Below are 19761 nucleotides of genomic sequence, written 5' to 3'. Positions count from 1 at the left end.
CCGCCCCGCCCGTCCCCAGCAGGGAGCCTGGCGGGGCCTTGTCGTAGAGCACGTAGGCCGCGGTGCCGCCGAGGAGGAGGGCGTGGAGGGCGGGTCGGCCGGGTCGTCCCGGTCGATCCGGCGCAGCCGCACCCCGAGCAGTCGTGAGGCGGTCAGCACCGTCACGGCGAGACCGGCCGCGAGCGACGCCCCCACCACGTAGATCGGCAGCGTCCGCAGGGCCACGATCTGGAGCAGGAAGCCGAGACCGTCCAGGCCGAGCCCGGCCACGTACCGCCACTGGCGCAGTGCCCGCCACATCAGGGCGACGTCGACTCCGCCGCCCGTGCCCGGCGCGGCGGCCCGGGCGCCGAGTGCCTGGAACACCGGCGCGGCGCCGAAGCAGAGCGCGGAACCCAGTGCGCACACCCTCCCAAGAAGCACGAAAGGGACTCCAGTGCGACGGGAGGCGGGCGCCCCTGCGCCCCGGGCCTACACTGTGCGATCGCAACCAGGCACGGGCGGCGTCGCCGGGCGGACAGGGGAGAACGGAACATGCGCAGACTGAGGTCCGGCACGGTGGTGCTCGGCGGCGTGAGCGTGCTCGCGGCCACGCTCACCGCATGCGGCTCGGAACCCGACCGCCGCTGCGTCGACCCGGTCACCTACAAGGAACTGCCGGACTACAAGTGCGACTCCAGTGGTGACGGCTCGTCCACGAGCGGCCGCTACTACTACGGCGGATCGGTCAGCGGCGGGCGGGCCAGCGGCGGCAGCTTCGACAAGTCGGCCGTCGACAGCGGCGGCTTCGGCGGCGGATCCTCCTCCTCCGGCGGCTGATCCCGCATGGAGCGCCACACCATCGAGCCGCGCCCCGGCTGGCAGGAAACGGTCGAGGAGCAGGGGCTGATCTATCCGTTGACCCGCTACCCCGACGGCTCGCTGCGGCCCTACTGGGACGAGAGCGCCTACTACTCCTTCAGCCTGCCCGAGGTCGAGGCCCTGGAGGAGGTCGTCGAGGAGCTGCACGCGCTGTGTCTCGCGGCGGCGGCCCACATCGTCGAGAAGGATCGTTTCGCCGAGCTTGGCATCACCGACCCCCGGCTCGTCGCCCGGGTCACCGAGGCCTGGCGCCGCCGGGCCGAACTCCCCACCCTCTACGGGCGCTTCGACCTCCGCTACGACGGTACGGGCCCGGCCAAGATGCTGGAGTACAACGCCGACACGCCCACCTCCCTGGTGGAGGCCGCGAGCCCGCAGTGGTTCTGGATGGAGGAGCGCTTCCCCGGCGCCGACCAGTGGAACTCCCTCCACGAACGGCTCGTCGACGCCTGGAAGCGGCAGGCGCACCTGCTGCCGCCCGGCAGCCCGGTCCACTTCGTGCACTCCGAGGGCGACGAACTCGGCGAGGACCTGATGACCGTCGCGTATCTGCGCGAGACCGCCCAGCAGGCCGGTCTCGACACGGAGGCGCTCTCCGTCGAGCGGATCGGCTGGGACCGGATCTCCGGCCGCTTCGTGGACGACCGGCTGCGGTTCATCCGGGCCTGCTTCAAGCTCTATCCCTGGGAGTGGCTGACCACGGACCGCTTCGGCCCGTACGTCCTCGACACCCTCGACAACGGCGGCGGCACCGGCACCACCTGCTGGATCGAGCCGGCCTGGAAGATGCTGCTGTCCAACAAGGCGCTCCTCGCGATCCTGTGGGAGCTGAACCCGGGCCACCCCAACCTGCTGCCCGCCTACCTCGACGGCCCGCGCGAACTCGCCGCCGCCGGCGGCCCCGGCTACGTCGCCAAGCCGCTGCTCGGCCGGGAGGGCGCCGGCGTCACCCTCCACGAGCCGGGTGCCGAGCCGGTGCGGCGCGAGGAGCCCTGCTGCTACCAGGAGCTGGCCCCGCTGCCCGACTTCGACGGCAACCGGGTGGTGCTCGGCGCGTGGACCGTCGGGGACGAGTCGGCGGGGCTCGGCATCCGGGAGTCGGCGGGCCTCGTCACGGACGAGTACGCCCGCTTCATCCCGCACGTCATCCTCTGACGCGGGCGCCCGGACCGGGCCTGCTCGCGGGCGCCGTCCCGCGGAGCCGGTACCACGGGCCCGGGCCCCGGCCGTCGGAGCCCGCCGGCCCCCACCGGTCCCCGCCCACGCTCGGCGCCGCACCGGCCGGTGGGTGCCCGCCGGCCGGTGCGGCGCCTGGCGGCTCAGGCCGACAGAACCGCCCGGAGCTGTTCCAGGCCCCAGTCCAGGTCCTCCTTGCCGATCACCAGCGGCGGCGCGATGCGGATCGTCGAGCCGTGGGTGTCCTTCACCAGCACGCCCCGCTCCATCAGCCGTTCCGAGATCTCCCGGCCCGTGCCCTTCGCGGGGACGATGTCCACGCCCGCCCACAGGCCGCGCCCGCGCACCGCCTCCACGGCCCCGCCGCCCACCAGCAGGCCCAGCTCCGCGTGCAGGTGCTCGCCCAGCTCGGTCGCCCGCTGCTGGTACTCGCCGGTGCGCAGCATCGCGATCACCTCCAGGCCCACCGCACAGGCCAGCGGATTGCCCCCGAAGGTCGACCCGTGCTCCCCGGGCCGGAACACCCCGAGCACGTCCGCGTCCGCGACCACCGCCGACACCGGCACCACGCCGCCGCCGAGCGCCTTGCCGAGGATGTAGACGTCCGGCACCACGTCCTCGTGCTCGCACGCGAAGGTCTTCCCCGTGCGGCCCAGGCCCGACTGGATCTCGTCCGCCATGAACAGCACGTTCCGCCGGGTCGTCAGCTCCCGCACCCCGCGCAGATAACCGGCCGGCGGGACCAGGACCCCCGCCTCCCCCTGGATCGGTTCCAGCAGCACCGCCACGGTGTTCTCCGTGACTGCGCTCTCCAGCGCGGTCAGGTCCCCGTACGGCACGATCTCGAACCCCGGCGTGTAGGGGCCGTAATGGTCGCGCGCCTCGTGGTCCGTGGAGAAGCTGACGATCGTCGTGGTCCGGCCGTGGAAGTTGTTGGCCGCCACCACGATCTTCGCGTGCCCGTCCGGCACGCCCTTCACCTCGTACCCCCACTTGCGGGCGGTCTTCACCGCCGTCTCCACGGCCTCCGCCCCCGTGTTCATCGGCAGCACCATCTCCTTGCCGCACAGCTCGGCCAGGCGCGCGCAGAACTCGGCGAACCGGTCGTGCTGGAAGGCGCGCGAGGTGAGCGTCACCCGCTCCAGCTGGGCCCTGGCGGCGTCGATGAGGCGCCGGTTGCCGTGGCCGAAGTTCAGCGCCGAGTACCCGGCGAGCAGGTCGAGGAAGCGGCGCCCCTCGACATCGGTCATCCACGCCCCTTCGGCGGTGGCGACCACCACCGGCAGCGGGTGGTAGTTGTGGGCGCTGTGCGCGTCCGCGGCAGCGATCTCGTCTTGCGTCCTCGACACGGGATCTCCGTTCGTCCTGCGGGAGGGGCGGGTGTGGCTCCCCTTTCTTATCGTCGCTCGGATACCGGACGGGGAAACCTGCGCGACGGCGCGCCCGCCACTGTGGAAACACCCACGGCGGCCGTCCGGAGCGGGCCCGGCCGCTACGGAACCGAGCCCGCGATCCGTATCGCCTCCGCCCGGTCCGCCACCCCCTCCAGGCGGAGGGTCAGCGCGCCCCCGTTCCCGGTCCACAGAAGCGTGGGGCCCGCCGTGCGGGTCGAAGCGGTCCAGCTGCCGCCGGCCGGGTCCGTCAGCGGGAAGGTCAGCAGGTGCGGCCGGGCGAACCAGTACGCCTCCGTCCCGTCCGGCAGCGCCACCCCCTGAGGAGGGGAGCGCACCGACTTCGCGAAGCCCAGGTCGAGGCTGCCCGGGAAGACGTCGAGCCGCACCACGCTGCCTTCCCCGGCCCGCCAGCACAGGCCGACCACCGCGCGCGGCCCGGCCCCCGTGACGGTCACCGCGTCCGGCGCACCCAGCGCCCGCGGCAGCACCGGCGTGAACCCGGCCCGCCGTCCGGCCTCCGCGACGCTCAGCCCGGGGCCGCCGGCCGGGCAGCCCGGCACCGGTGCTCCCGGTGCGGGCCGCGCACCCGGCTCGTACCGCACGTCGACCCCGCCGAAGCCCAGCCACTCGACCACCCCGGCCCGCACCGGCGGCGTCAGCACCAGCACCACCAGCAACCCGGAGAACGCGGCGAGCAGCCGCTTCCAGCGGTCCCGCAGCCAGGCGAGGCGGCGCGGAGGCGGAGCCGGCGGGGGCACGCGCTCGGCGAGCAGCTGGGCCAGCACCCGCTCGGCCATCGTCCCGCCGTCCACGTCCGGCACCGGCAGCCGGCGCCCCAGCTCCCGCAGCTCCTTCGGCAGCCCGCCCTCCCGGTCACCCATGCTCCTCACCCCCTTCCTCCGGAAGCCGTGCTCCCAGCTTCTTCAGCGCCCGGCTCAGCCGGGACTTCACCGTCCCCCGCGGCCAGCCCAGCGCCGCGGCCGTCTCCCCCTCGTCCAGCTCCAGCAGATAGCGGTGGACCACCACCAGGCGGTGCTCCTCGCCCAGAGCGTCGAGCGCCGCAAGCAACTGCCGCCGCCGCTCCAGCTCCTCCGCCGCCACCGCCGGGTCCGCGCCCTCCGGTATCAGCGGCTCGCCCGCGAGCAGCTCCGCCTCCCGGCCCGCCACCGCCCGCTGCCGGCCCGCCGAGCGCAGTGTGTTCCTCGTCTCATTGGCCACGATGCTCAGCAGCCACGGCCGGAACGACGCCCCTTCCTTGAAGCGCCCCAGCGAGCGGTACGCCTTGAAGAAGGCCTGCTGCACCACGTCCTCGGCGTCGGCGCCCGCCCCGCAGGCCACCGCCGCACGCAGCGCGACCCCCGTGTGGGCGCGGACCAGCTCCGCGTACGCCTCGGCCTCCCCGGCGCGTACGCGTGCGATCACCGCGGCCTCGTCCTCGACGACGCCCCCCTCCCCAGACTCCCGCCGGGACCCGGCCCGGGATCCGTCCCCGGACCCCTCCGGAGACCCGCCCCGAGCCCCCTGCCGGCTCTCCTCCCGCGTCCTCACACCTCTGATACACCGGCAGTCCGGGATCGGTTCCCACACCTGAGAGAATGATGGGCATGGCCTCTGAACGTCCTCGCGTGCTCTCCGGAATCCAGCCCACGGCAGGCTCGTTCCACCTCGGCAACTACCTCGGTGCGGTGCGTCAGTGGGTCGCGCTGCAGGAGTCCCACGACGCCTTCTACATGGTGGTGGACCTGCACGCGATCACGGTCCCGCAGGACCCCGCGGAGCTGCGCGCCAACACCCGGCTCGCCGCCGCCCAGCTGCTCGCCGCCGGCCTCGACCCGGAGCGCTGCACCCTCTTCGTCCAGAGCCACGTCCCCGAGCACGCGCAGCTCGGCTGGGTCATGAACTGCCTCACCGGCTTCGGCGAGGCCTCCCGCATGACCCAGTTCAAGGACAAGTCCGCCAAGCAGGGCGCCGACCGCGCCACCGTCGGCCTCTTCACGTACCCGATCCTCCAGGTCGCCGACATCCTGCTCTACCAGGCGAACGAGGTCCCGGTCGGCGAGGACCAGCGCCAGCACATCGAGCTGACCCGCGACCTCGCGGAGCGGTTCAACGGACGCTTCGGCGAGACGTTCACGATCCCGGCGCCGTACATCCTCAAGGAGACGGCGAAGATCTACGACCTCCAGGACCCGGCGATCAAGATGAGCAAGTCGGCGTCCACGCCGAAGGGCCTCATCAACCTCCTCGACGACCCGAAGACGACCGCGAAGAAGGTCAAGAGCGCGGTCACGGACACCGACACGGTCATCCGCTTCGACCCGGAGAACAAGGCCGGCGTCTCCAACCTGCTGACGATCATGTCCGTGCTCACCGAGACGTCGGTCGCGGACCTGGAGAAGAGCTACGAGGGCAAGATGTACGGCGCCCTCAAGACCGACCTGGCCGAGGTCATGGTGGACTTCGTCACGCCGTTCCGGACCCGCACCCAGGAATACCTGGACGACCCCGAGACGCTGGACTCGGTCCTGGCCAAGGGCGCAGAGAAGGCGCGGGCGGTCGCCGCGGAGACGCTGGCGCAGACCTACGCGAAGGTGGGCTTCCTGCCCGCCAAGCACTGAGTCCGAGGACCCTGGCCGAAAGGGTGGTGCAGGCCGCACACTGGCGGCGGCACCACCACACGGGTGCCGGCGGACGACGACGGACGACGAGGGACGATGGAGGAGAACGAGTGGGGACCGTAACGATCGGTGTCTCGATCGCGGTCCCGGAGCCTCACGGCAGCCTGCTCCAGGAGCGGCGCGCGGGCTTCGGGGATCCCGCCGCGCACGGCATTCCCACCCATGTCACGCTGCTCCCGCCGACCGAGGTGGACCGGGAGCGGCTGCCCGGGATCGAGGCGCACCTCGCCGGGATCGCGGCGGTCAGCGACCCGTTCACGATGCGCCTGGAAGGCACCGGAACGTTCCGGCCGCTGTCCCCGGTCGTCTTCGTGAAGCTCGTCGAGGGCGCCCTCGGCTGCGACCGGCTCCAGCAGCGCATCCGCGACGAGGCCGGCCCGGTCCCGCGCGAGCTGCAGTTCCCGTACCACCCGCACGTCACCGTCGCCCACGGCATCCCCGACGCGGCGATGGACCGCGCCTTCGAGGAGCTGGCCGGTTACACGGCGCAGTGGACCTGTCGCTCCTTCGCGCTGTACGAGCAGGGCGCCGACGAGGTGTGGCGCAAGCTCTACGACTACGAGTTCGGCAGCGGCCGGACCGCCTCGGCCGTCCCGGCCCAGGGCGGAAGCCCGGTCGAGAGCCCGGCCGCGTCTCCCGCGCGCTGAGCCGGCCCCACACCGCCAGGGGCCGGAACAGCGGCTCCCCCCGGGGGCTCGGCCTCACATCGGCAGGCGGCCGGATCAGCGGCTCCCCCGGGGGCCGGCCTCACACCGGAAGGCGCCGGAACAGCGGCCTCGGTACGTGTCGCAGCGCCGCCATCACCATCCGCAGCGTGCCCGGCACCCACACCGTCTCCGAGCGGCGCCGCAGTCCCAGCTCGATGGCCGTCGCGACCGCCTCCGGGGTGGTCGCCAGCGGCGCCTCCGCCAGGCCCTCGGTCATCTTCGAGCGGACGAAGCCGGGCCGCACCACCATCACGTGCACCCCGGTGCCGTGCAGCGCGTCCCCGAGGCCCTGCGCGAAGGCGTCGAGCCCGGCCTTGGAGGAGCCGTAGATGAAGTTGGCCCGCCGGGCCCGCTCGCCGGCCACCGACGACAGCACCACCAGCGAACCGTGCCCCTGCGCCTGGAGGGCCTGGGCGCAGACCAGACCGGCCGAGACCGCTCCCGTGTAGTTGGTCTGGGCGACCCGGACGGCGGCGAGCGGGTCGGCCTCGTCGCGCGCCTGGTCGCCGAGGACGCCGAAGGCGAGCAGCACCATGTCGATGTCGCCCTCCGTGAAGAGCTTGCCGAGCCGCTCCTCGTGGGACTCGGTGTCCAGGGCGTCGAACGGCACGGTGTGCACCTCGGCGCCGAGCGCGCGCAGCGACTCCGCGGCGGCGGTCAGGGCGGGGGAGGGGCGCCCGGCCAGCCACACCGTGCGGGTGCGGCGGGCGATCAGCCGGCGCGCGGTGGCGAGCCCGATCTCGGAGGTGCCGCCGAGAACGAGCAGGGACTGGGGGGCGCCGAAGGCGTCCTTCACGGCGATCTCCTAGAGGTCGAGGCGACGGGCCAGGTCAGAGACGAAGACGGACCGCGGGTCGAGGGCGGCCCGCAGCTCGCGGAAGTCGGCGAGCCGCGGGTACATCGCGGCGAGCAGTTCGGGCCGCAGCCGCGAGTCCTTGGCGAGGTACACCCGGCCGCCGGCGGCGACGACCTCCTCGTCCAGCTCGTCCAGGAAGGCGCCGAGGCCGCTGAGCGAGGCCGGGATGTCGAGGGCGAGGGTCCAGCCGGGCAGCGGGAAGGACAGCCAGCCGGGGTCCGCCTCGCCGAAGCGCTTCAGCACGGCGAGGAAGGACGGGCAGCCGCGGCTCGCGATCCGCCGTACGACCCGGCGCAGGGTCTCCTCCTGCCCGTACCCGACGACGAACTGGTACTGCACGAAGCCGCCGCGCCCGTACAGCCGGTTCCAGTGCGGGACCCCGTCGAGGGGGTGGAAGAAGGAGGAGAGCCGCTGGAGGCGGCCGGTGGAGCGGCGGGGGGCCTTGCGGTACCAGAGCTCGTTGAACAGGCTCACGCCCGTGCGGCCGAGCAGCCCCTCGGGGACGTACGCGGGCGCCGCCGGCAGCTGCCCCGGCCGGAAGGCGAGCGGCGAGCGGCGGGCCCGGCGGGCGCGGACCGGCAGGGCGTCGTACGGGGCGTGGTCGCCGCGGGTCAGGACGGCGCGGCCGGTCGAGGCGCCGCGCGCGAGCAGGTCGATCCACGCGACGGAGTAGCGGTAGCGGTGGTCGCCCTCGGTGAGACGGGCCATCAGGTCGTCGAGGTCACGGGCGCGTTCGGTGTCGACGCTCATCAGGGAGGTCTCGACGGGCAGCAGGCGGAGGGTGACGGACAGGATCACCCCGGTCAGCCCCATGCCGCCGGCGGTGGCCTCGAACAGGGGCGTGCCGGGGACGACCGTCCGCAGCTCCCCGTCGGCGGTGAGCAGGTCGAGGGAGACGACGTGCCGCGAGAAGGAGCCGGAGACGTGGTGGTTCTTGCCGTGGATGTCGGCGCCGAGCGCCCCGCCGACGGTCACGTACCGGGTGCCGGGGGTGACGGGCACGAACCAGCCGAGCGGCAGCAGCGCCTCCATCAGGCGGTGCAGGCTGACGCCCGCGTCGCAGACGACCAGCCCGGCCTCGGCGTCCACGGCACGGATCCGGGCGAGCCCGGTCATGTCGAGCACGGCGCCGCCGGCGTTCTGGGCGGCGTCGCCGTAGGCCCGGCCGAGGCCGCGCGCGATCGACCCGCGGGCGCCGCACGCGCGGACGGCGGCGGCGGCCTCCTCGTACGTGCGGGGGCGGATCACGCGGGCGAGGGTGGGGGCGGTGCGGCCCCAGCCGGTGAGGGTGTCGAAGTCCTCGTCGGCGTGTGTGTCGGCAGCCATGAGGTGACCGTATCGTCGTGACTGTCGCTTATGCCGGGATTGGTGGGCGGTTCGTCGAAATGGGTGATTAAACGAGTGTCAGGAAAGAGTCCCGAGCCGTACGACGCCCCAGCGCGTCAGAGTCGCCCCTGGTTGACGGCAGCACGGGGAGGCGGGCGAGACTCATGCGACACCGGGACGGGACCGTGGCCGACCACCGGGTGCTGGCCGCGCTGCGCGCCTGCGGACGGCGACCGGCCGTGGCGGCCGCCGCCCGCGCGCTCTCGCACGGCGGCGAACACGCGGCGCTCTGGCTCGCCGCCGGGCTCACCGCCGCGGCCGCGGACCCGCCGCGCCGCGCCGGCTGGCTGCGCGCGACCGTCCTGATCGGTGCCGCCCACCTGGCGGGCTCGGCCGTCAAACAGGTCGTACGACGGCCCCGGCCGTGCGCCGAGACGTACGCGCCGCTGGTGCGCACCCTCGGCCGGCACTCCTTCCCCAGCTCCCACGCCGGCTCCGCCGCCGCGGCCGCCGTCGCCTTCACCGCCCTGCACCCGCCCGCCCGGAACCTCGCCGTCCCGGCCGCCGCCGCGATGTGCCTCTCCCGCCTCGTCGTCGGCGTCCACTACCCGAGCGACGTCGCCGCGGGCGCGCTCCTCGGCGCCGCCACCGCGACGGCGGGCCGCGCGTGGGTCCGGGCGGCCACGGGGAGCGGCGGGCGCGCCGGGGCCACCGGGGCCACCGGGGGAGGCCGCCGTGGCTGAGCGCACCACCGGGATCGCCGTCCTCGACCCGCCCGCCGCAGCACACCGGTACCCGGGGCGGCCGGGAGCCCTCGCCGTCGCCCGGGGCCTCGTGCGGACCGCCCGCCCGCGCCAGTGGGTGAAGAACACCCTCGTCCTCGCGGCCCCTCTCGCCGCGGGCCGGCTCGACTCCTGGCCCGGCGCGGCCCGGCTCGGCCTGGTCTTCGTCCTGTTCACGGCCGCCGCCTCCGCCGTCTACCTGGTCAACGACGCCCGCGACGCCGAGGCGGACCGCGCCCACCCCGTGAAACGGCACCGCCCCGTCGCCGCGGGCCTCGTCCCCGTACCCCTCGCGTACGCCACCGGCGCCGTGCTCGGCCTCGGGGCGGCGCTCGCGAGCGCCCTGCTGTGCAACGCGATGACGGCGCTGCTCCTCACCGCGTACCTCGCGATGCAACTCGCCTACTGCGTCCGCCTCAAGCACGTCCTCGTCGTCGACCTCACCGTCGTCACCACCGGCTTCCTCATGCGCGCCATGACCGGCGGGATCGCGCTCGGGATCCCGCTCTCGCGCTGGTTCCTCATCACCACGGGCTTCGGCGCGCTCTTCATGGTCGCGGCCAAGCGCTACTCCGAGGCCGTGCAGATGGAGGCCGCCGGCGGCGCGACCCGGGCGCTGCTCACCCAGTACACGACCGGCTACCTCCGCTTCGTCTGGCAGCTCGCCGCCGGGGTCGCCGTCCTCGGCTACTGCCTGTGGGCCCTGGAGAGCGGTGGCGTGGCCGCCGGCTCCCTGCTGCCGTGGCGTCAGCTCTCCGTCGTCGCCTTCGTCCTCGCCGTGCTGCGCTACGCCGTCTTCGCCGACCGCGGCACGGCGGGCGAACCCGAGGACGTCGTCCTGCGCGACCGCCCGCTCGCCGTCATCGGACTGGTGTGGGCGGCGATGTACGGCATGGCGGTCGCGGACCTGTGAGCCGGCGTTCCCCGGACCCCCGGCACACCGGCGCCCGCGCCGGCCGCCGCACGGGCGGCCGCGCCCATCCGCGCGAGGTGCTCGGATTCCTCGCGGTCGGCGGCGTGGCCTACGCCGTCGACCTGGGCGTCTTCCTGTGGCTGCGCGCCGCCCACGGCCAGGACCCGATCGCCGCCAAGGTCTGCTCCTTCGTGGCCGGCTGCACCGTCGCCTACCTCGGCAACGCCCTCGGCCCCTACCGCCGCCGCGCCGCCCCCGCCCTGCGCGAGTACGCCGCCTTCTTCGCCGTGAACCTCGCCGGCGCCGCCGTCCAGCTGCTCTGCCTCGCCGTCTCCCACCACGGCCTCGGGCTCACCTCCGCCCGCGCCGACACGGTGTCAGGGCTCGGCGTGGGCATGTTCCTGGCGACCTGTCTGCGATTCTGGGGTACGCGGACCCTGGTGTTCCGCAAGAGCCCCGCCGCCTGAGGGAGACGCGCACGACATGGACTGGCTGACCAAGCTCCCCGTCGTCGGCCCCTGGGCGGCCCGCCTGATGAAGACCCACGCCTGGCGCTCGTACGAGACCCTCGACCAGGTCCACTGGACCCGGCTCGCCGCCGCCCTCACCTTCATCAGCTTCCTGTCGCTGTTCCCGCTGATCACCGTCGCCGCCGCGATCGGCGCCGCGCTGCTGTCCGCCGAACAGCTCGACCGGATCGAGGCGAAGATCGCCGACCAGGTCCCCGGCATCTCCGAACAGCTCGACATCGGCGGCCTCGTCGACAACGCCGGCACCGTCGGACTGGTCGCGGGCGCCGTGCTGCTCTTCACGGGCATCGGCTGGGTCGGCTCCATGCGCGAGTGCCTGCGGGCGGTCTGGGGCCTGGACGACGCCGACGAGGACAACCCGGTCCTGCGCAAGGGCAAGGACGCGGTCGTGCTGCTCGGCCTCGGCGGCGTCATGCTCGGCTCGCTCGCCGCCTCCTGGCTCGGCTCCACCGCCGTCGGCTGGTCCGCCGAACGGGTCGGCGTCTCGCACGAGGGCGCCGGCGGGATCCTGCTGGAGGCCGCCGCGGTCCTGGTGGCGGTCGTCGCCGACTTCCTGATCCTGTCGTACGTCCTGACGCTGCTGCCCGGCGTCGAGCCGCAGCGCCGCGACCTGGTGATCGCGGCGCTGCTCGGCGCGGTCGGCTTCGAGCTGCTGAAACTGCTGCTCGGCGGCTACATGAAGGGCGTCGCGGCGAAGTCGATGTACGGGGCGTTCGGCGTGCCGGTCGCCCTGCTCCTGTGGATCAACTTCATGGCGAAACTGCTGCTGTTCTGCGCGGCCTGGACGGCCACCGGCGCCAGGGCCCGGTCCGACGGCGGGGCACCCGCCGCCGACGCGGAGGCCGGCGCCCCGGCGGCCGGAGACCGGGACGCCGGAGACGGGGACGCCGGCGGCGCACCGGACGCCGGCGACCCGGACGTCAGGGATTCACGCTCTCGTCGACCGGAGGGGCCGTCCGGCCCGTAGCCGCCTGCGGCCAGCGCCGGTTGACCAGGAAGACGGCGCCCGCGATCAGGACGAGCATGCCGCCCGCCACGGCGAGCGCGATGCCCGCGCCGCCCGACTTCTCCTGCGCCACGGCCGCCTGGTCGGTGCCGGCCGGCGCGTTCTCGCCGGGCGCGGGCGTCGAACCGCCGTCCGTCCCCGAGTCCGCGGCCGGCGTCGTACGCACCGACCTCGGCGGCACCAGCTCGCCCACCGGCGTCACCTTGCCGGCCGCCGCGAAGCCCCAGTCGAGCAGCCGCGCGGTCTCCTTGTAGACGGCGTGCTGCTCCTTCGACGAGGGGTTCATGACGGTGACGAGCAGCACCCGGCCGTTGCGCTCGGCGACGCCCGTGAAGGTCGCCCCGGCGTGCGTGGTGTTGCCGTTCTTGACGCCGGCGATGCCCTGGTACGCGGGGACGCCGAGGTCGCCCGTGAGCAGCCGGTTGGTGTTCTGGATCTCGAAGGTCTCGCGCTTCTTGCCGGGCTTGAGCTCACCGGGGAACGCGGCGCGCGGCGTCGCGGCGTACTCGCGGAAGTCCGGGTTCTGCATGCCGCTGCGGGCGATGAGGGTGAGGTCGTACGCGGAGGAGACCTGGTGCGGCTCGTCGTAGCCGTCCGGGGACTTCACGACGGTGTCCAGGGCCTGGAGCTCGTCCGCGCGCGCCTGCATGTCCCGGACGGTCTGCTCCTTGCCGTTGTTCATCGCGGTCAGGACGTGCACGGCGTCGTTGCCCGAGCGCAGGAAGACGCCCAGCCACAGGTCGTGGACGCTGTAGGTCTGCTTCTCCTTGATGCCGACCAGGCTGGACCCGGCGCCGACGCCGGCCAGGTCCTCGGGCTTGACGGTGTAGTTCTGCGTCCGGGGGAACTTCGGCAGCAGGGTGTCCGCGAACAGCATCTTCAGCGTGGAGGCCGGGGCGAGCTTCCAGTGCGCGTTGTGCGCGGCGAGGACCTGGCCGCTCTCCGCGTCCGCGACGATCCAGGAGCGCGCGCTGAGCTCCTTGGGCAGCACCGGGGCGCCCGGGCCGAGCCGCACCTGGGTGCCGGGGAGGCTGAGCAGCCTGCCGCCGACGGACGACATGCCGGAGGGCGGCTTGGGCTGCTTGTCCTTGCCGTCCGCATGGGCGGGGGACACGGCGAGGAGGGGGAGCAGCGCGGCGGCGGTGACCGTCAATGCGGTCTTCGCGGTCTTTTTCGAAGCGGACACGGTCGAGAACGTACATCGCCGGAACCTGCCGCCGAACCCCGCGGGGCGGTTCGTCCCCGCTCGTCCACCCGTCCGCAGGCTCCCGTGCGGGCCCGTCGCCTGGGCCTGTGGGGCGGATGGTGATACTGGGACCATGAAGCTCAGTCGGCCCGTCTCCTGGTTCCTGCTCGCGTTCGGGGTGTGGAGCTGGTTCATCTGGATCACTTTCATCAAGAACCTCTGGAACGACGCGAGCGGTCTCGCCTTCGACGACGCGGGCGATCCGACGGCCTACTTCTGGGTTCACCTGCTGCTGGCCATCACGTCCTTTGTTCTGGGGACGGTCGTCGGGGTGATCGGGTTGCGTGGCGTGCGCGCACTTCGGCGCGAGCGCGGATAGGGGTATGTGGGGCGTGGTCGTCTTCCTGCTGGTGCTGGTCGTGGTCCTCGCCCTTCTGGGCGGGGTCCACTGGTACGTGTGGCGGCGTCTGGTGCGCGACCTGACGGCGCCGGGCGGTGTGGCGCGCCGCATCGGCACGGCCGCTGCGTTCGTCCTGCCGCTGCTGTCGGTCGCGGCGCTCGTCTCCGGGCGGGCCGGTGCCCCCTTCGTGGTCCAGCAGATCGTCGCCTGGCCGGGCTTCCTCTGGCTCGCGCTGCTGCTGTACGTGACGCTCGCCCTGGTGGTGACGGAACCGCTGCGGCCGCTGCTGCGACGGTGGGCGGCCCGCCGTGCCCAGGCCCCCGCTCAGGGCCAGGCCCCGGCCCTGCCCGTGGCCCCGGCCCAGCCCCGGACCTCGGCCGTCGACCCGGCCCAGGCCGTGGCGCGGCCCGCCCCCGCTCCGGCCGCGGCGCCGGCAACGGCCGGGGCGCCCGAGCCCGTGGCCGCCACCGCGCCGGCCGCCGCGCCCGCGCCCGCGGGGGTGACGGACCCGGTGCCCGCGCCCGTCACGGAGCCCGCTCCGGAACCCGGGCCCGCGCCGGAATCGCGGCCGGCACCCGCCCCCGTACCCGAGGGGCCCGGTCTCTCCCGGCGTCTCTTCGTCAACCGCCTCGTCTCCGGCACGGCCGCCGCCGTCGCCGCCGGGACCGTGGGCCACGGCGCGTACGGGGTGCTGCGCGGCCCGCGGGTGAAGCGCGTCACCGTACCGCTGGCCAGGCTGCCGCGCGGCGCGCACGGTTACCGCATCGCCGTCGTCTCCGACATCCACATCGGCCCCATCCTCGGCCGCGCCCACACCCAGCGGATCGTCGACACGATCAACGCCACGCAGCCCGACCTGGTCGCCGTCGTCGGCGACCTGGTCGACGGCACGGTGGAGAACCTCGGGTCCGCCGCCGAACCGCTCGCCCGGCTGCGGGCACGGGACGGGGCGTTCTTCGTGACGGGCAACCACGAGTACTTCTCCGGCGCCGACGCCTGGGTCGACCACGTCCGCGAGCTCGGCCTACGGCCGCTGCGCAACGCGCGCGTGGAGATCGGCGCGGGCTTCGACCTCGCCGGCGTCGACGACGTGGCGGGCGAGAGCGTGGGGCAGGGCCCCGACTTCGCGAAGGCCCTCGGGGACCGCGACCGGGCCCGCACCGCCGTGCTGCTCGCGCACCAGCCGGTCGTCATCGACGACGCCGTCCGGCACGGCGTCGACCTCCAGCTCTCCGGGCACACCCACGGCGGCCAGCTCTGGCCCGGCAACTTCCTCGCCGAGCTCGCCAATCCGACGGTGGCGGGCCTGGAACGCTACGGCGACACCCAGCTGTACGTGTCGCGCGGCGCGGGTGCGTGGGGGCCGCCGGTCCGGGTCGGCGCGCCGTCCGACATCACCGTGGTGGAGCTGGCGTCGACGTCGGCGTGACGGAGCGCTTGGTGACTGATACGTACCGTTCGGTCACCCGAAACCCCTTATCCCTGGACATATGCGTGCGGTGTGAAGGTTTACCCTTCCACCAGTGAAGGCCGTGTGGTTGGGTGGCGCCATCGCGGGCGGCGCGAGCCGGTCGCGACTGGGGTGGGGTACGCGACAAAGGAAGCACGTCTCATGCGGTCGACGGTCCGTCTGCGCGTTCTGGTCACTTGTGGGGTCGTCCTCGCCGCCGGGATCGGCGGCTGGCAGCTGCTGCCCTCCGACGACGTGCGGACCGACCCGATCACCGTCGGCACCACGGACGAGGTGACCTCGCTCGATCCGGCCGGTGCCTACGACGCCGGTTCCTGGGCGATGTACAGCAACGTCTACCAGTCGCTCCTGACCTTCAAGCCCGGCTTCACGACCCCGGTGCCCGACGCCGCCGAGAGCTGCAGGTTCGTCGGCACGCGGCTGACCACGTACCAGTGCACGCTCCGCGACGACCTCACCTTCGCGAACGGCCGCGAGATCACCGGTGAGGACGTCCGACACTCCTTCGAACGGATGCTGGCGATCAAGGCGGACGTCGGTCCGCAGCCGCTGTTCCCGACCCTGAAGAAGGTCGTGGCCGACGGGCGGAAGGTCACCTTCCAGCTCAGCGGCCGGGACGCCACCTTCCCCTTGAAGCTCGCCACCGGCGCCGGCTCCATCGTCGACCGCACCGCCTACCCGGCCGGGGCGCTGCGCGGCGGCGACGCGGTCGACGGCTCGGGGCCGTACGTGCTCAAGGACTACCGGCCGGGCGTCAGTGCCCGCCTGGAGCCCAATCCCCGCTACCGGGGCGCCCTCGGCAAGGCCGGGCGGACGGTCGTCGTGAAGTACTTCAAGGAGTCCGGGCAGCTCGCCGACGCCTGGAAGAACAAGCAGGTGGAGGTGACGCACCGGCAGATGCCGCCGGACTTCATCAAAGCGCTGGAGGAGGGTCCGCAGCAGGGCACCCGGATCACCGAGGCCGAGAGTGCCGAGACCCGCAACCTCAACTTCAACGTGCGGCCCGGCTCGGCGATGGCGAAGAAGGCGGTCCGGCAGGCCGTCGCGGCCCTGGTCGACCGCCCGGCCATCACCACCGGTCCGTACAAGGGCACCGTCGAGCCGCTGTACTCCCTCATCCCGCGGGGCTTCCTCGGCCACAGCACGGCCTTCTACGACCGCTATCCGGAGCCCAGCGCCGCCGTCGCGAAGAAGCTGCTGGGGGACGCCGACGTCGACACCCCGGTGAAGTTCACCCTCGGCCACCGCGAGGACGCCGCCTACGCGGCCGAGGCGGCCGAGCTGAAGAGGCAGCTGGAGGAGACCGGGCTGTTCGAGGTCGAGGTCCGGTCCGTCGAGTGGCAGTCCTTCCAGAAGAAGTACGCGGCGGGCGAGTTCGACGCGTACACGGTGGGCTGGGTCCCCGACTTCCCGGACTCCGACAGCTTCACCGCCCCGCTCGTCGGCAAGGACAACACCCTGCACAACGGCTTTTCGAGCCCCGTGATCGACGCGCTGATCACCGCGACGCAGCAGTACGGTGACCGGGCCCGGGCGACCGCCGACTTCAAGGCCGTCCAGGCCGAGGTCGCCAAGGAGGTGCCGCTGGTGCCGCTGTGGCAGAAGAAGGACTACGTGCTGTCGACGGAGGCGGTGGCCGGTTCGCAGTACCTGTCGGACGGTACGGGCATCTGGCGCCTGTGGGAGCTCAGCTGGATCTGAGGCCGGTCGGACTCCGCCATCCCGGCCGGGCCGGGAGGCCCGGCCTCGCCCCCGCGGCCGTACGTCACGCCTTGCGGTTGCCGCGCTTCGGCTTGCCGGAGGCCGCCATCCCGGCCGCCGTCGGCATGAAGTCGGACAGGACGTCGTGGACGTCGGTGACCAGCGGGCGCAGGATGCGGAAGCGGGAGAGCGAGATGGCCCGGGCGGTGACCGGGGCCAGCCGTTCCACCAGGCGGCGGCTGTTGGCGGCGCCCTCGGAGCGGTCGTAGACCCAGAACAGCACCAGGCCCATCTGCTGGAGCCACAGCAACCGCGGCAGCGGCTCGGCGAGTTCGGGGTCGACCTTCACCGAGGCGCCGCGGATGACCTGCCGGTGGACCTCGATCGCGGCCTCGCGCGGGCCCTCCGACTCGGGGGAGAAGGGGCTGAGCGGGCTGTCCGGGTCGGCGGCGTTCTTGAAGAACTGGGCGGCGAACTCGTGGTACGGCTCGGCGATGTCGAGCCAGGCGAGGAGCACCCCGCGGATGCGGGCGGTCAGGTCCTTCTCGCCGCTCTCCAGGATGGGCCGGACCGCCGCCTGGTGCTCCTCGGCGATCCGGTCGTAGAAGCCCTGGACGAGGTGCTCCTTGGAGGAGAAGTAGTAGTACGCGTTGCCGACGGAGACCCCGGCCTCCTGCGCGATGGCCCGCATGGTCGTCTTGTCGTAGCCGCGCTCTTTGAACAGCCGGAGCGCGGTCTCCAGGATGAGCGCGCGGGTCTGCTCGCTCTTGGGAGCCTTGGCGGGCCGGTCCTGCTTCTCTTCCATCGCGTTCTCCACGGGTCCTGAGCCTAGCCGGAGGCGCCGGGTCTCCCGCACCGCCCGTCTCCGCAGGCTCCGCTCCCGCCCGCCCCGTCCCCGGCCGCCCCGTCTCCGGCCGCCCCGTCCCCGGTGTCGGTCTTGAGGAGTTCGCGCCACTTGGCGGCGGCGAGGACGGTGGCGCGGGCGAAGGGCTGTCCGGCCGGGGTGGCCAGCCAGTGGGCCCTGGGCCGGTGTTCGGCCAGCGCCCACAGGCAGACGATCCAGGCGGCGGTGGAGCGGTAGACCTGGCCGCCGTCCCCGATCACGGTGATCTCCCGCAGGGTGGAGTCGTGGTCGAGGGCCGGGAAGCGCCGCCGCGCCTCCTGGGAGCCGGCCGGGACGAGGTGCAGCGGTACGAGCTGGGGCTGGCGCAGCAGCCAGTGCCGCAGGTGGACGCAGAGCGGGCAGTCGGCGTCGTAAAGGACGGTCAGGTGCCGTACCGGCGCGTTCCGGTTCATCGGGTGCCCGGCCGGGGTGTCAGGCGCCGGTGGCCGGGGTCGCCCAGGGGCCGGGGCCCTGGGGGCCGGGCCTGCCGGGGGCGGTCCAGCCCTGCGGCGGAACCGGCGGGACGTGGGTGCGCTCCATGACGCTCCGGCGGCGGATCTTGTTGAGGACGTAGACGTTGGCGAGGTGCATCACGCCGAGGACGAGCAGCACGACGCCGAGCTTGACCGAGAGGGCCTCGAAGAGCCGGCGGGCGTCCGTGACGGCCTCGTCCTGGCTCAGATAGAGGGCGACGAAGCCGAAGTTGACGAGGTAGAAGCCGACGACGAGCAGATGGTTCACGGCGTCGGCGAGCTTCTCGTCGCCGCGCAGCACGTCGGCGAGGAAGACCTTGCCGTTGCGGCTGAGGGTGCGGGCGACCCAGACGGTGAGCCCGACGCTGATGAGCAGATAGACGACGTACGCGACGACAGTGAGGTCCATGCCCTCACGCTCCCTTGAACGCGTTCAAAGCTGACGATCATGACTGTAGACCCCTCTTTGAACATGTTCAAGCGCGGGTGGAAAAGGAGAGCGGGCCGGAGGGGCGGCCTCTAGAGTCACGGCCATGACACTTGCTCACGACGTGGCCGGCGACGGCCCCTCGACCGTCCTGCTGCTCCACTCCGGCGTGTGCGACCGGCGTATGTGGGACGGGCAGTTCCACGCCCTCGCCCGGGCCGGGCACCGCGTGGTCCGCTGCGACCTCCGCGGCTTCGGCGACACCCCCGTCGACGGCCCCCACGTCCACGCCGACGACGTCGCCGCCCTGCTCGACGACCTCGGCGCCGAACGGGTCGCGCTCGTGGGCTCCTCCTTCGGCGGCGGGGTCGCCCTCGAGTTCGCCGTCCGCCACCCCGGACGGGCCGGCGCCCTCGCGCTGCTCTGTGCCGACGCCCCGGTGGACCTGGAACCGGGCGAGAGGCTCCGGGCCTTCGGCAGGCGCGAGGACGAACTGCTCGAGGCCGGTGACCTGGACGCCGCCGTCGAGCTCAACGTGGACCTCTGGCTCGGGCCCGAGGCGGACGCCGGGGCCCGGGAGCTCGTCCGGCGGATGCAGCGCCGCGCCTTCGAACTCCAGCTCGCCGCCCCCGAGGAGTTCGCGCCCCGCCCGGCCGGGGTCACCGAGGCCGACCTCACCAGGATCGACGTCCCGGTCCTCGCCGTCTCCGCGGACCACGACGTCCCCGTCTTCCGGGAGGTCGCGACCTGGCTCGCCGGCCGCCTCCCGCACGCCCGCCACCTGCCCCTCGACTGGGCCGGTCACCTGCCCGCCCTGGAACGCCCCGAGGAGACCGCGCGCCTGCTCACCGGCTTCCTCGGCTCCGTCCCCGCCCTCAGCCGGCCCTGACGCCCCGCACCCCGGGCACGAACGCCACCGGCGGACAACGGCCCGCCACCGCCACCCCGCGGCCGCCACTGCCACGCCCGCGGCCGTCAGCGCCACGCCCGC

21 protein-coding genes and 1 pseudogene are annotated in these 19761 nt (G+C 73.6%); 12 read left to right on the top strand and 10 right to left on the bottom strand.

The genetic code is table 11. From position 1 onward, the window contains the following. Positions 1 to 111 precede the first annotated feature (111 nt). A pseudogene (locus ABD954_RS12855) lies at positions 112 to 423 on the bottom strand (hypothetical protein); the annotation flags it as partial. Between the two features lie 111 nt (positions 424 to 534). Between ABD954_RS12855 and ABD954_RS12850 the strand changes: the two are divergent. Both ABD954_RS12850 and ABD954_RS12845 read left to right on the top strand, forming a co-directional pair. Further along, a complete protein-coding gene (locus ABD954_RS12850) occupies positions 535 to 819 on the top strand; it encodes a hypothetical protein (RefSeq protein WP_345486160.1) in 285 nt (94 codons plus the stop codon). Between the two features lie 6 nt (positions 820 to 825). After that, positions 826 to 2016, top strand: coding sequence for a glutathionylspermidine synthase family protein (locus ABD954_RS12845; RefSeq protein WP_345486159.1), 1191 nt, complete (start codon positions 826 to 828; stop codon positions 2014 to 2016). Positions 2017 to 2180: 164 nt separating this feature from the next. On the opposite strand, the gene rocD is transcribed toward ABD954_RS12845, so the two are convergent. From rocD to ABD954_RS12830, 3 genes are all read right to left on the bottom strand, one after another. Continuing rightward, complete coding sequence (rocD, locus tag ABD954_RS12840) at positions 2181 to 3386, bottom strand: ornithine--oxo-acid transaminase (protein ID WP_345486158.1); 1206 nt, start codon at positions 3384 to 3386, stop codon at positions 2181 to 2183. 143 nt (positions 3387 to 3529) lie between these two features. After that, complete coding sequence (locus ABD954_RS12835; protein ID WP_345486157.1) at positions 3530 to 4312, bottom strand: hypothetical protein; 783 nt, start codon at positions 4310 to 4312, stop codon at positions 3530 to 3532. Then, on the bottom strand, positions 4305 to 5018 hold the full coding sequence (locus ABD954_RS12830; RefSeq protein ID WP_382745643.1) for an RNA polymerase sigma factor: 714 nt from the start codon (positions 5016 to 5018) through the stop codon (positions 4305 to 4307). Before ABD954_RS12830 ends, ABD954_RS12835 begins: the two co-directional genes overlap by 8 nt. A 17-nt stretch (positions 5019 to 5035) precedes the next feature. Here ABD954_RS12830 and trpS point away from each other — a divergent pair, with 17 nt between their 5' ends. Both trpS and ABD954_RS12820 read left to right on the top strand, forming a co-directional pair. Continuing rightward, a complete protein-coding gene (gene trpS, locus ABD954_RS12825) occupies positions 5036 to 6049 on the top strand; it encodes a tryptophan--tRNA ligase (protein WP_345486155.1) in 1014 nt (337 codons plus the stop codon). Between the two features lie 110 nt (positions 6050 to 6159). Next, positions 6160 to 6756 carry a 2'-5' RNA ligase family protein gene (locus ABD954_RS12820; protein ID WP_345486154.1) on the top strand — a complete coding sequence of 199 codons (597 nt, stop codon included), beginning with the start codon at positions 6160 to 6162 and terminating at the stop codon, positions 6754 to 6756. Between the two features lie 100 nt (positions 6757 to 6856). Here ABD954_RS12820 and dprE2 read toward each other — a convergent pair whose 3' ends face one another. Continuing rightward, entirely contained in the window at positions 6857 to 7612 is a 756-nt protein-coding gene (dprE2, locus tag ABD954_RS12815) for a decaprenylphospho-beta-D-erythro-pentofuranosid-2-ulose 2-reductase (RefSeq protein WP_345486153.1), read from the bottom strand. A 9-nt stretch (positions 7613 to 7621) separates the two neighbouring features. Then, on the bottom strand, positions 7622 to 8998 hold the full coding sequence (dprE1, locus tag ABD954_RS12810; protein ID WP_345486152.1) for a decaprenylphosphoryl-beta-D-ribose oxidase: 1377 nt from the start codon (positions 8996 to 8998) through the stop codon (positions 7622 to 7624). A 164-nt stretch (positions 8999 to 9162) separates the two neighbouring features. Between dprE1 and ABD954_RS12805 the strand changes: the two genes are divergently transcribed. The 4 genes from ABD954_RS12805 (at position 9163) to ABD954_RS12790 (ending at position 12190) form a co-directional block, all read left to right on the top strand. Beyond that, positions 9163 to 9741 (top strand): phosphatase PAP2 family protein, encoded by a 579-nt coding sequence (locus ABD954_RS12805; RefSeq protein WP_345486151.1) that lies wholly within the window; start codon positions 9163 to 9165, stop codon positions 9739 to 9741. Further along, complete coding sequence (locus ABD954_RS12800; protein ID WP_345486150.1) at positions 9734 to 10693, top strand: decaprenyl-phosphate phosphoribosyltransferase; 960 nt, start codon at positions 9734 to 9736, stop codon at positions 10691 to 10693. Before ABD954_RS12805 ends, ABD954_RS12800 begins: the two co-directional genes overlap by 8 nt. A 77-nt stretch (positions 10694 to 10770) precedes the next feature. Next, positions 10771 to 11160, top strand: coding sequence for a GtrA family protein (locus ABD954_RS12795; RefSeq protein ID WP_345492120.1), 390 nt, complete (start codon positions 10771 to 10773; stop codon positions 11158 to 11160). 16 nt (positions 11161 to 11176) lie between these two features. Then, positions 11177 to 12190, top strand: coding sequence for a YihY/virulence factor BrkB family protein (locus tag ABD954_RS12790; RefSeq protein ID WP_345486149.1), 1014 nt, complete (start codon positions 11177 to 11179; stop codon positions 12188 to 12190). On the opposite strand, the gene ABD954_RS12785 is transcribed toward ABD954_RS12790, so the two are convergent. Next, complete coding sequence (locus ABD954_RS12785) at positions 12144 to 13415, bottom strand: D-alanyl-D-alanine carboxypeptidase family protein (protein WP_345486148.1); 1272 nt, start codon at positions 13413 to 13415, stop codon at positions 12144 to 12146. The two genes, ABD954_RS12790 and ABD954_RS12785, sit on opposite strands and share 47 nt — an antisense overlap. Positions 13416 to 13548: 133 nt before the next feature. Here ABD954_RS12785 and ABD954_RS12780 point away from each other — a divergent pair, with 133 nt between their 5' ends. From ABD954_RS12780 to ABD954_RS12770, 3 genes are all read left to right on the top strand, one after another. Next, positions 13549 to 13794, top strand: a complete 246-nt coding sequence (locus tag ABD954_RS12780; RefSeq protein WP_345486147.1) for an SCO4848 family membrane protein — start codon at positions 13549 to 13551, stop codon at positions 13792 to 13794. Between the two features lie 4 nt (positions 13795 to 13798). Then, the gene (locus tag ABD954_RS12775) at positions 13799 to 15244 is read left to right on the top strand and encodes a metallophosphoesterase (protein WP_345486146.1); all 1446 of its coding nucleotides are present in this window, start codon (positions 13799 to 13801) and stop codon (positions 15242 to 15244) included. Positions 15245 to 15427: 183 nt separating this feature from the next. After that, on the top strand, positions 15428 to 16987 hold the full coding sequence (locus tag ABD954_RS12770) for an ABC transporter substrate-binding protein (protein WP_345486145.1): 1560 nt from the start codon (positions 15428 to 15430) through the stop codon (positions 16985 to 16987). A gap of 64 nt (positions 16988 to 17051) precedes the next feature. Here the strand turns inward: ABD954_RS12770 and ABD954_RS12765 are convergent, their stop codons facing one another. The 3 genes from ABD954_RS12765 to ABD954_RS12755 are packed head-to-tail and all read right to left on the bottom strand — an operon-like array spanning position 17052 to position 18752. After that, positions 17052 to 17792 carry a TetR/AcrR family transcriptional regulator gene (locus ABD954_RS12765; RefSeq protein WP_345486144.1) on the bottom strand — a complete coding sequence of 247 codons (741 nt, stop codon included), beginning with the start codon at positions 17790 to 17792 and terminating at the stop codon, positions 17052 to 17054. A 23-nt stretch (positions 17793 to 17815) separates the two neighbouring features. Continuing rightward, positions 17816 to 18283, bottom strand: a complete 468-nt coding sequence (locus tag ABD954_RS12760; protein WP_345486143.1) for a thiol-disulfide oxidoreductase DCC family protein — start codon at positions 18281 to 18283, stop codon at positions 17816 to 17818. 19 nt (positions 18284 to 18302) lie between these two features. After that, positions 18303 to 18752 (bottom strand): hypothetical protein, encoded by a 450-nt coding sequence (locus ABD954_RS12755; protein ID WP_345486142.1) that lies wholly within the window; start codon positions 18750 to 18752, stop codon positions 18303 to 18305. Between the two features lie 124 nt (positions 18753 to 18876). On the opposite strand from ABD954_RS12755, the gene ABD954_RS12750 reads away from it, so the two are divergent. Next, positions 18877 to 19659 (top strand): alpha/beta fold hydrolase, encoded by a 783-nt coding sequence (locus ABD954_RS12750; protein WP_345486141.1) that lies wholly within the window; start codon positions 18877 to 18879, stop codon positions 19657 to 19659. Positions 19660 to 19761: the final 102 nt, after the last annotated feature.

The organism is Streptomyces roseoviridis (assembly GCF_039535235.1).
GTDB lineage: Bacteria > Actinomycetota > Actinomycetes > Streptomycetales > Streptomycetaceae > Streptomyces > Streptomyces roseoviridis.
The sequence above is the reverse complement of the archived record's forward strand: the minus strand, read 5'-3'. Positions and strand labels throughout refer to the sequence as shown.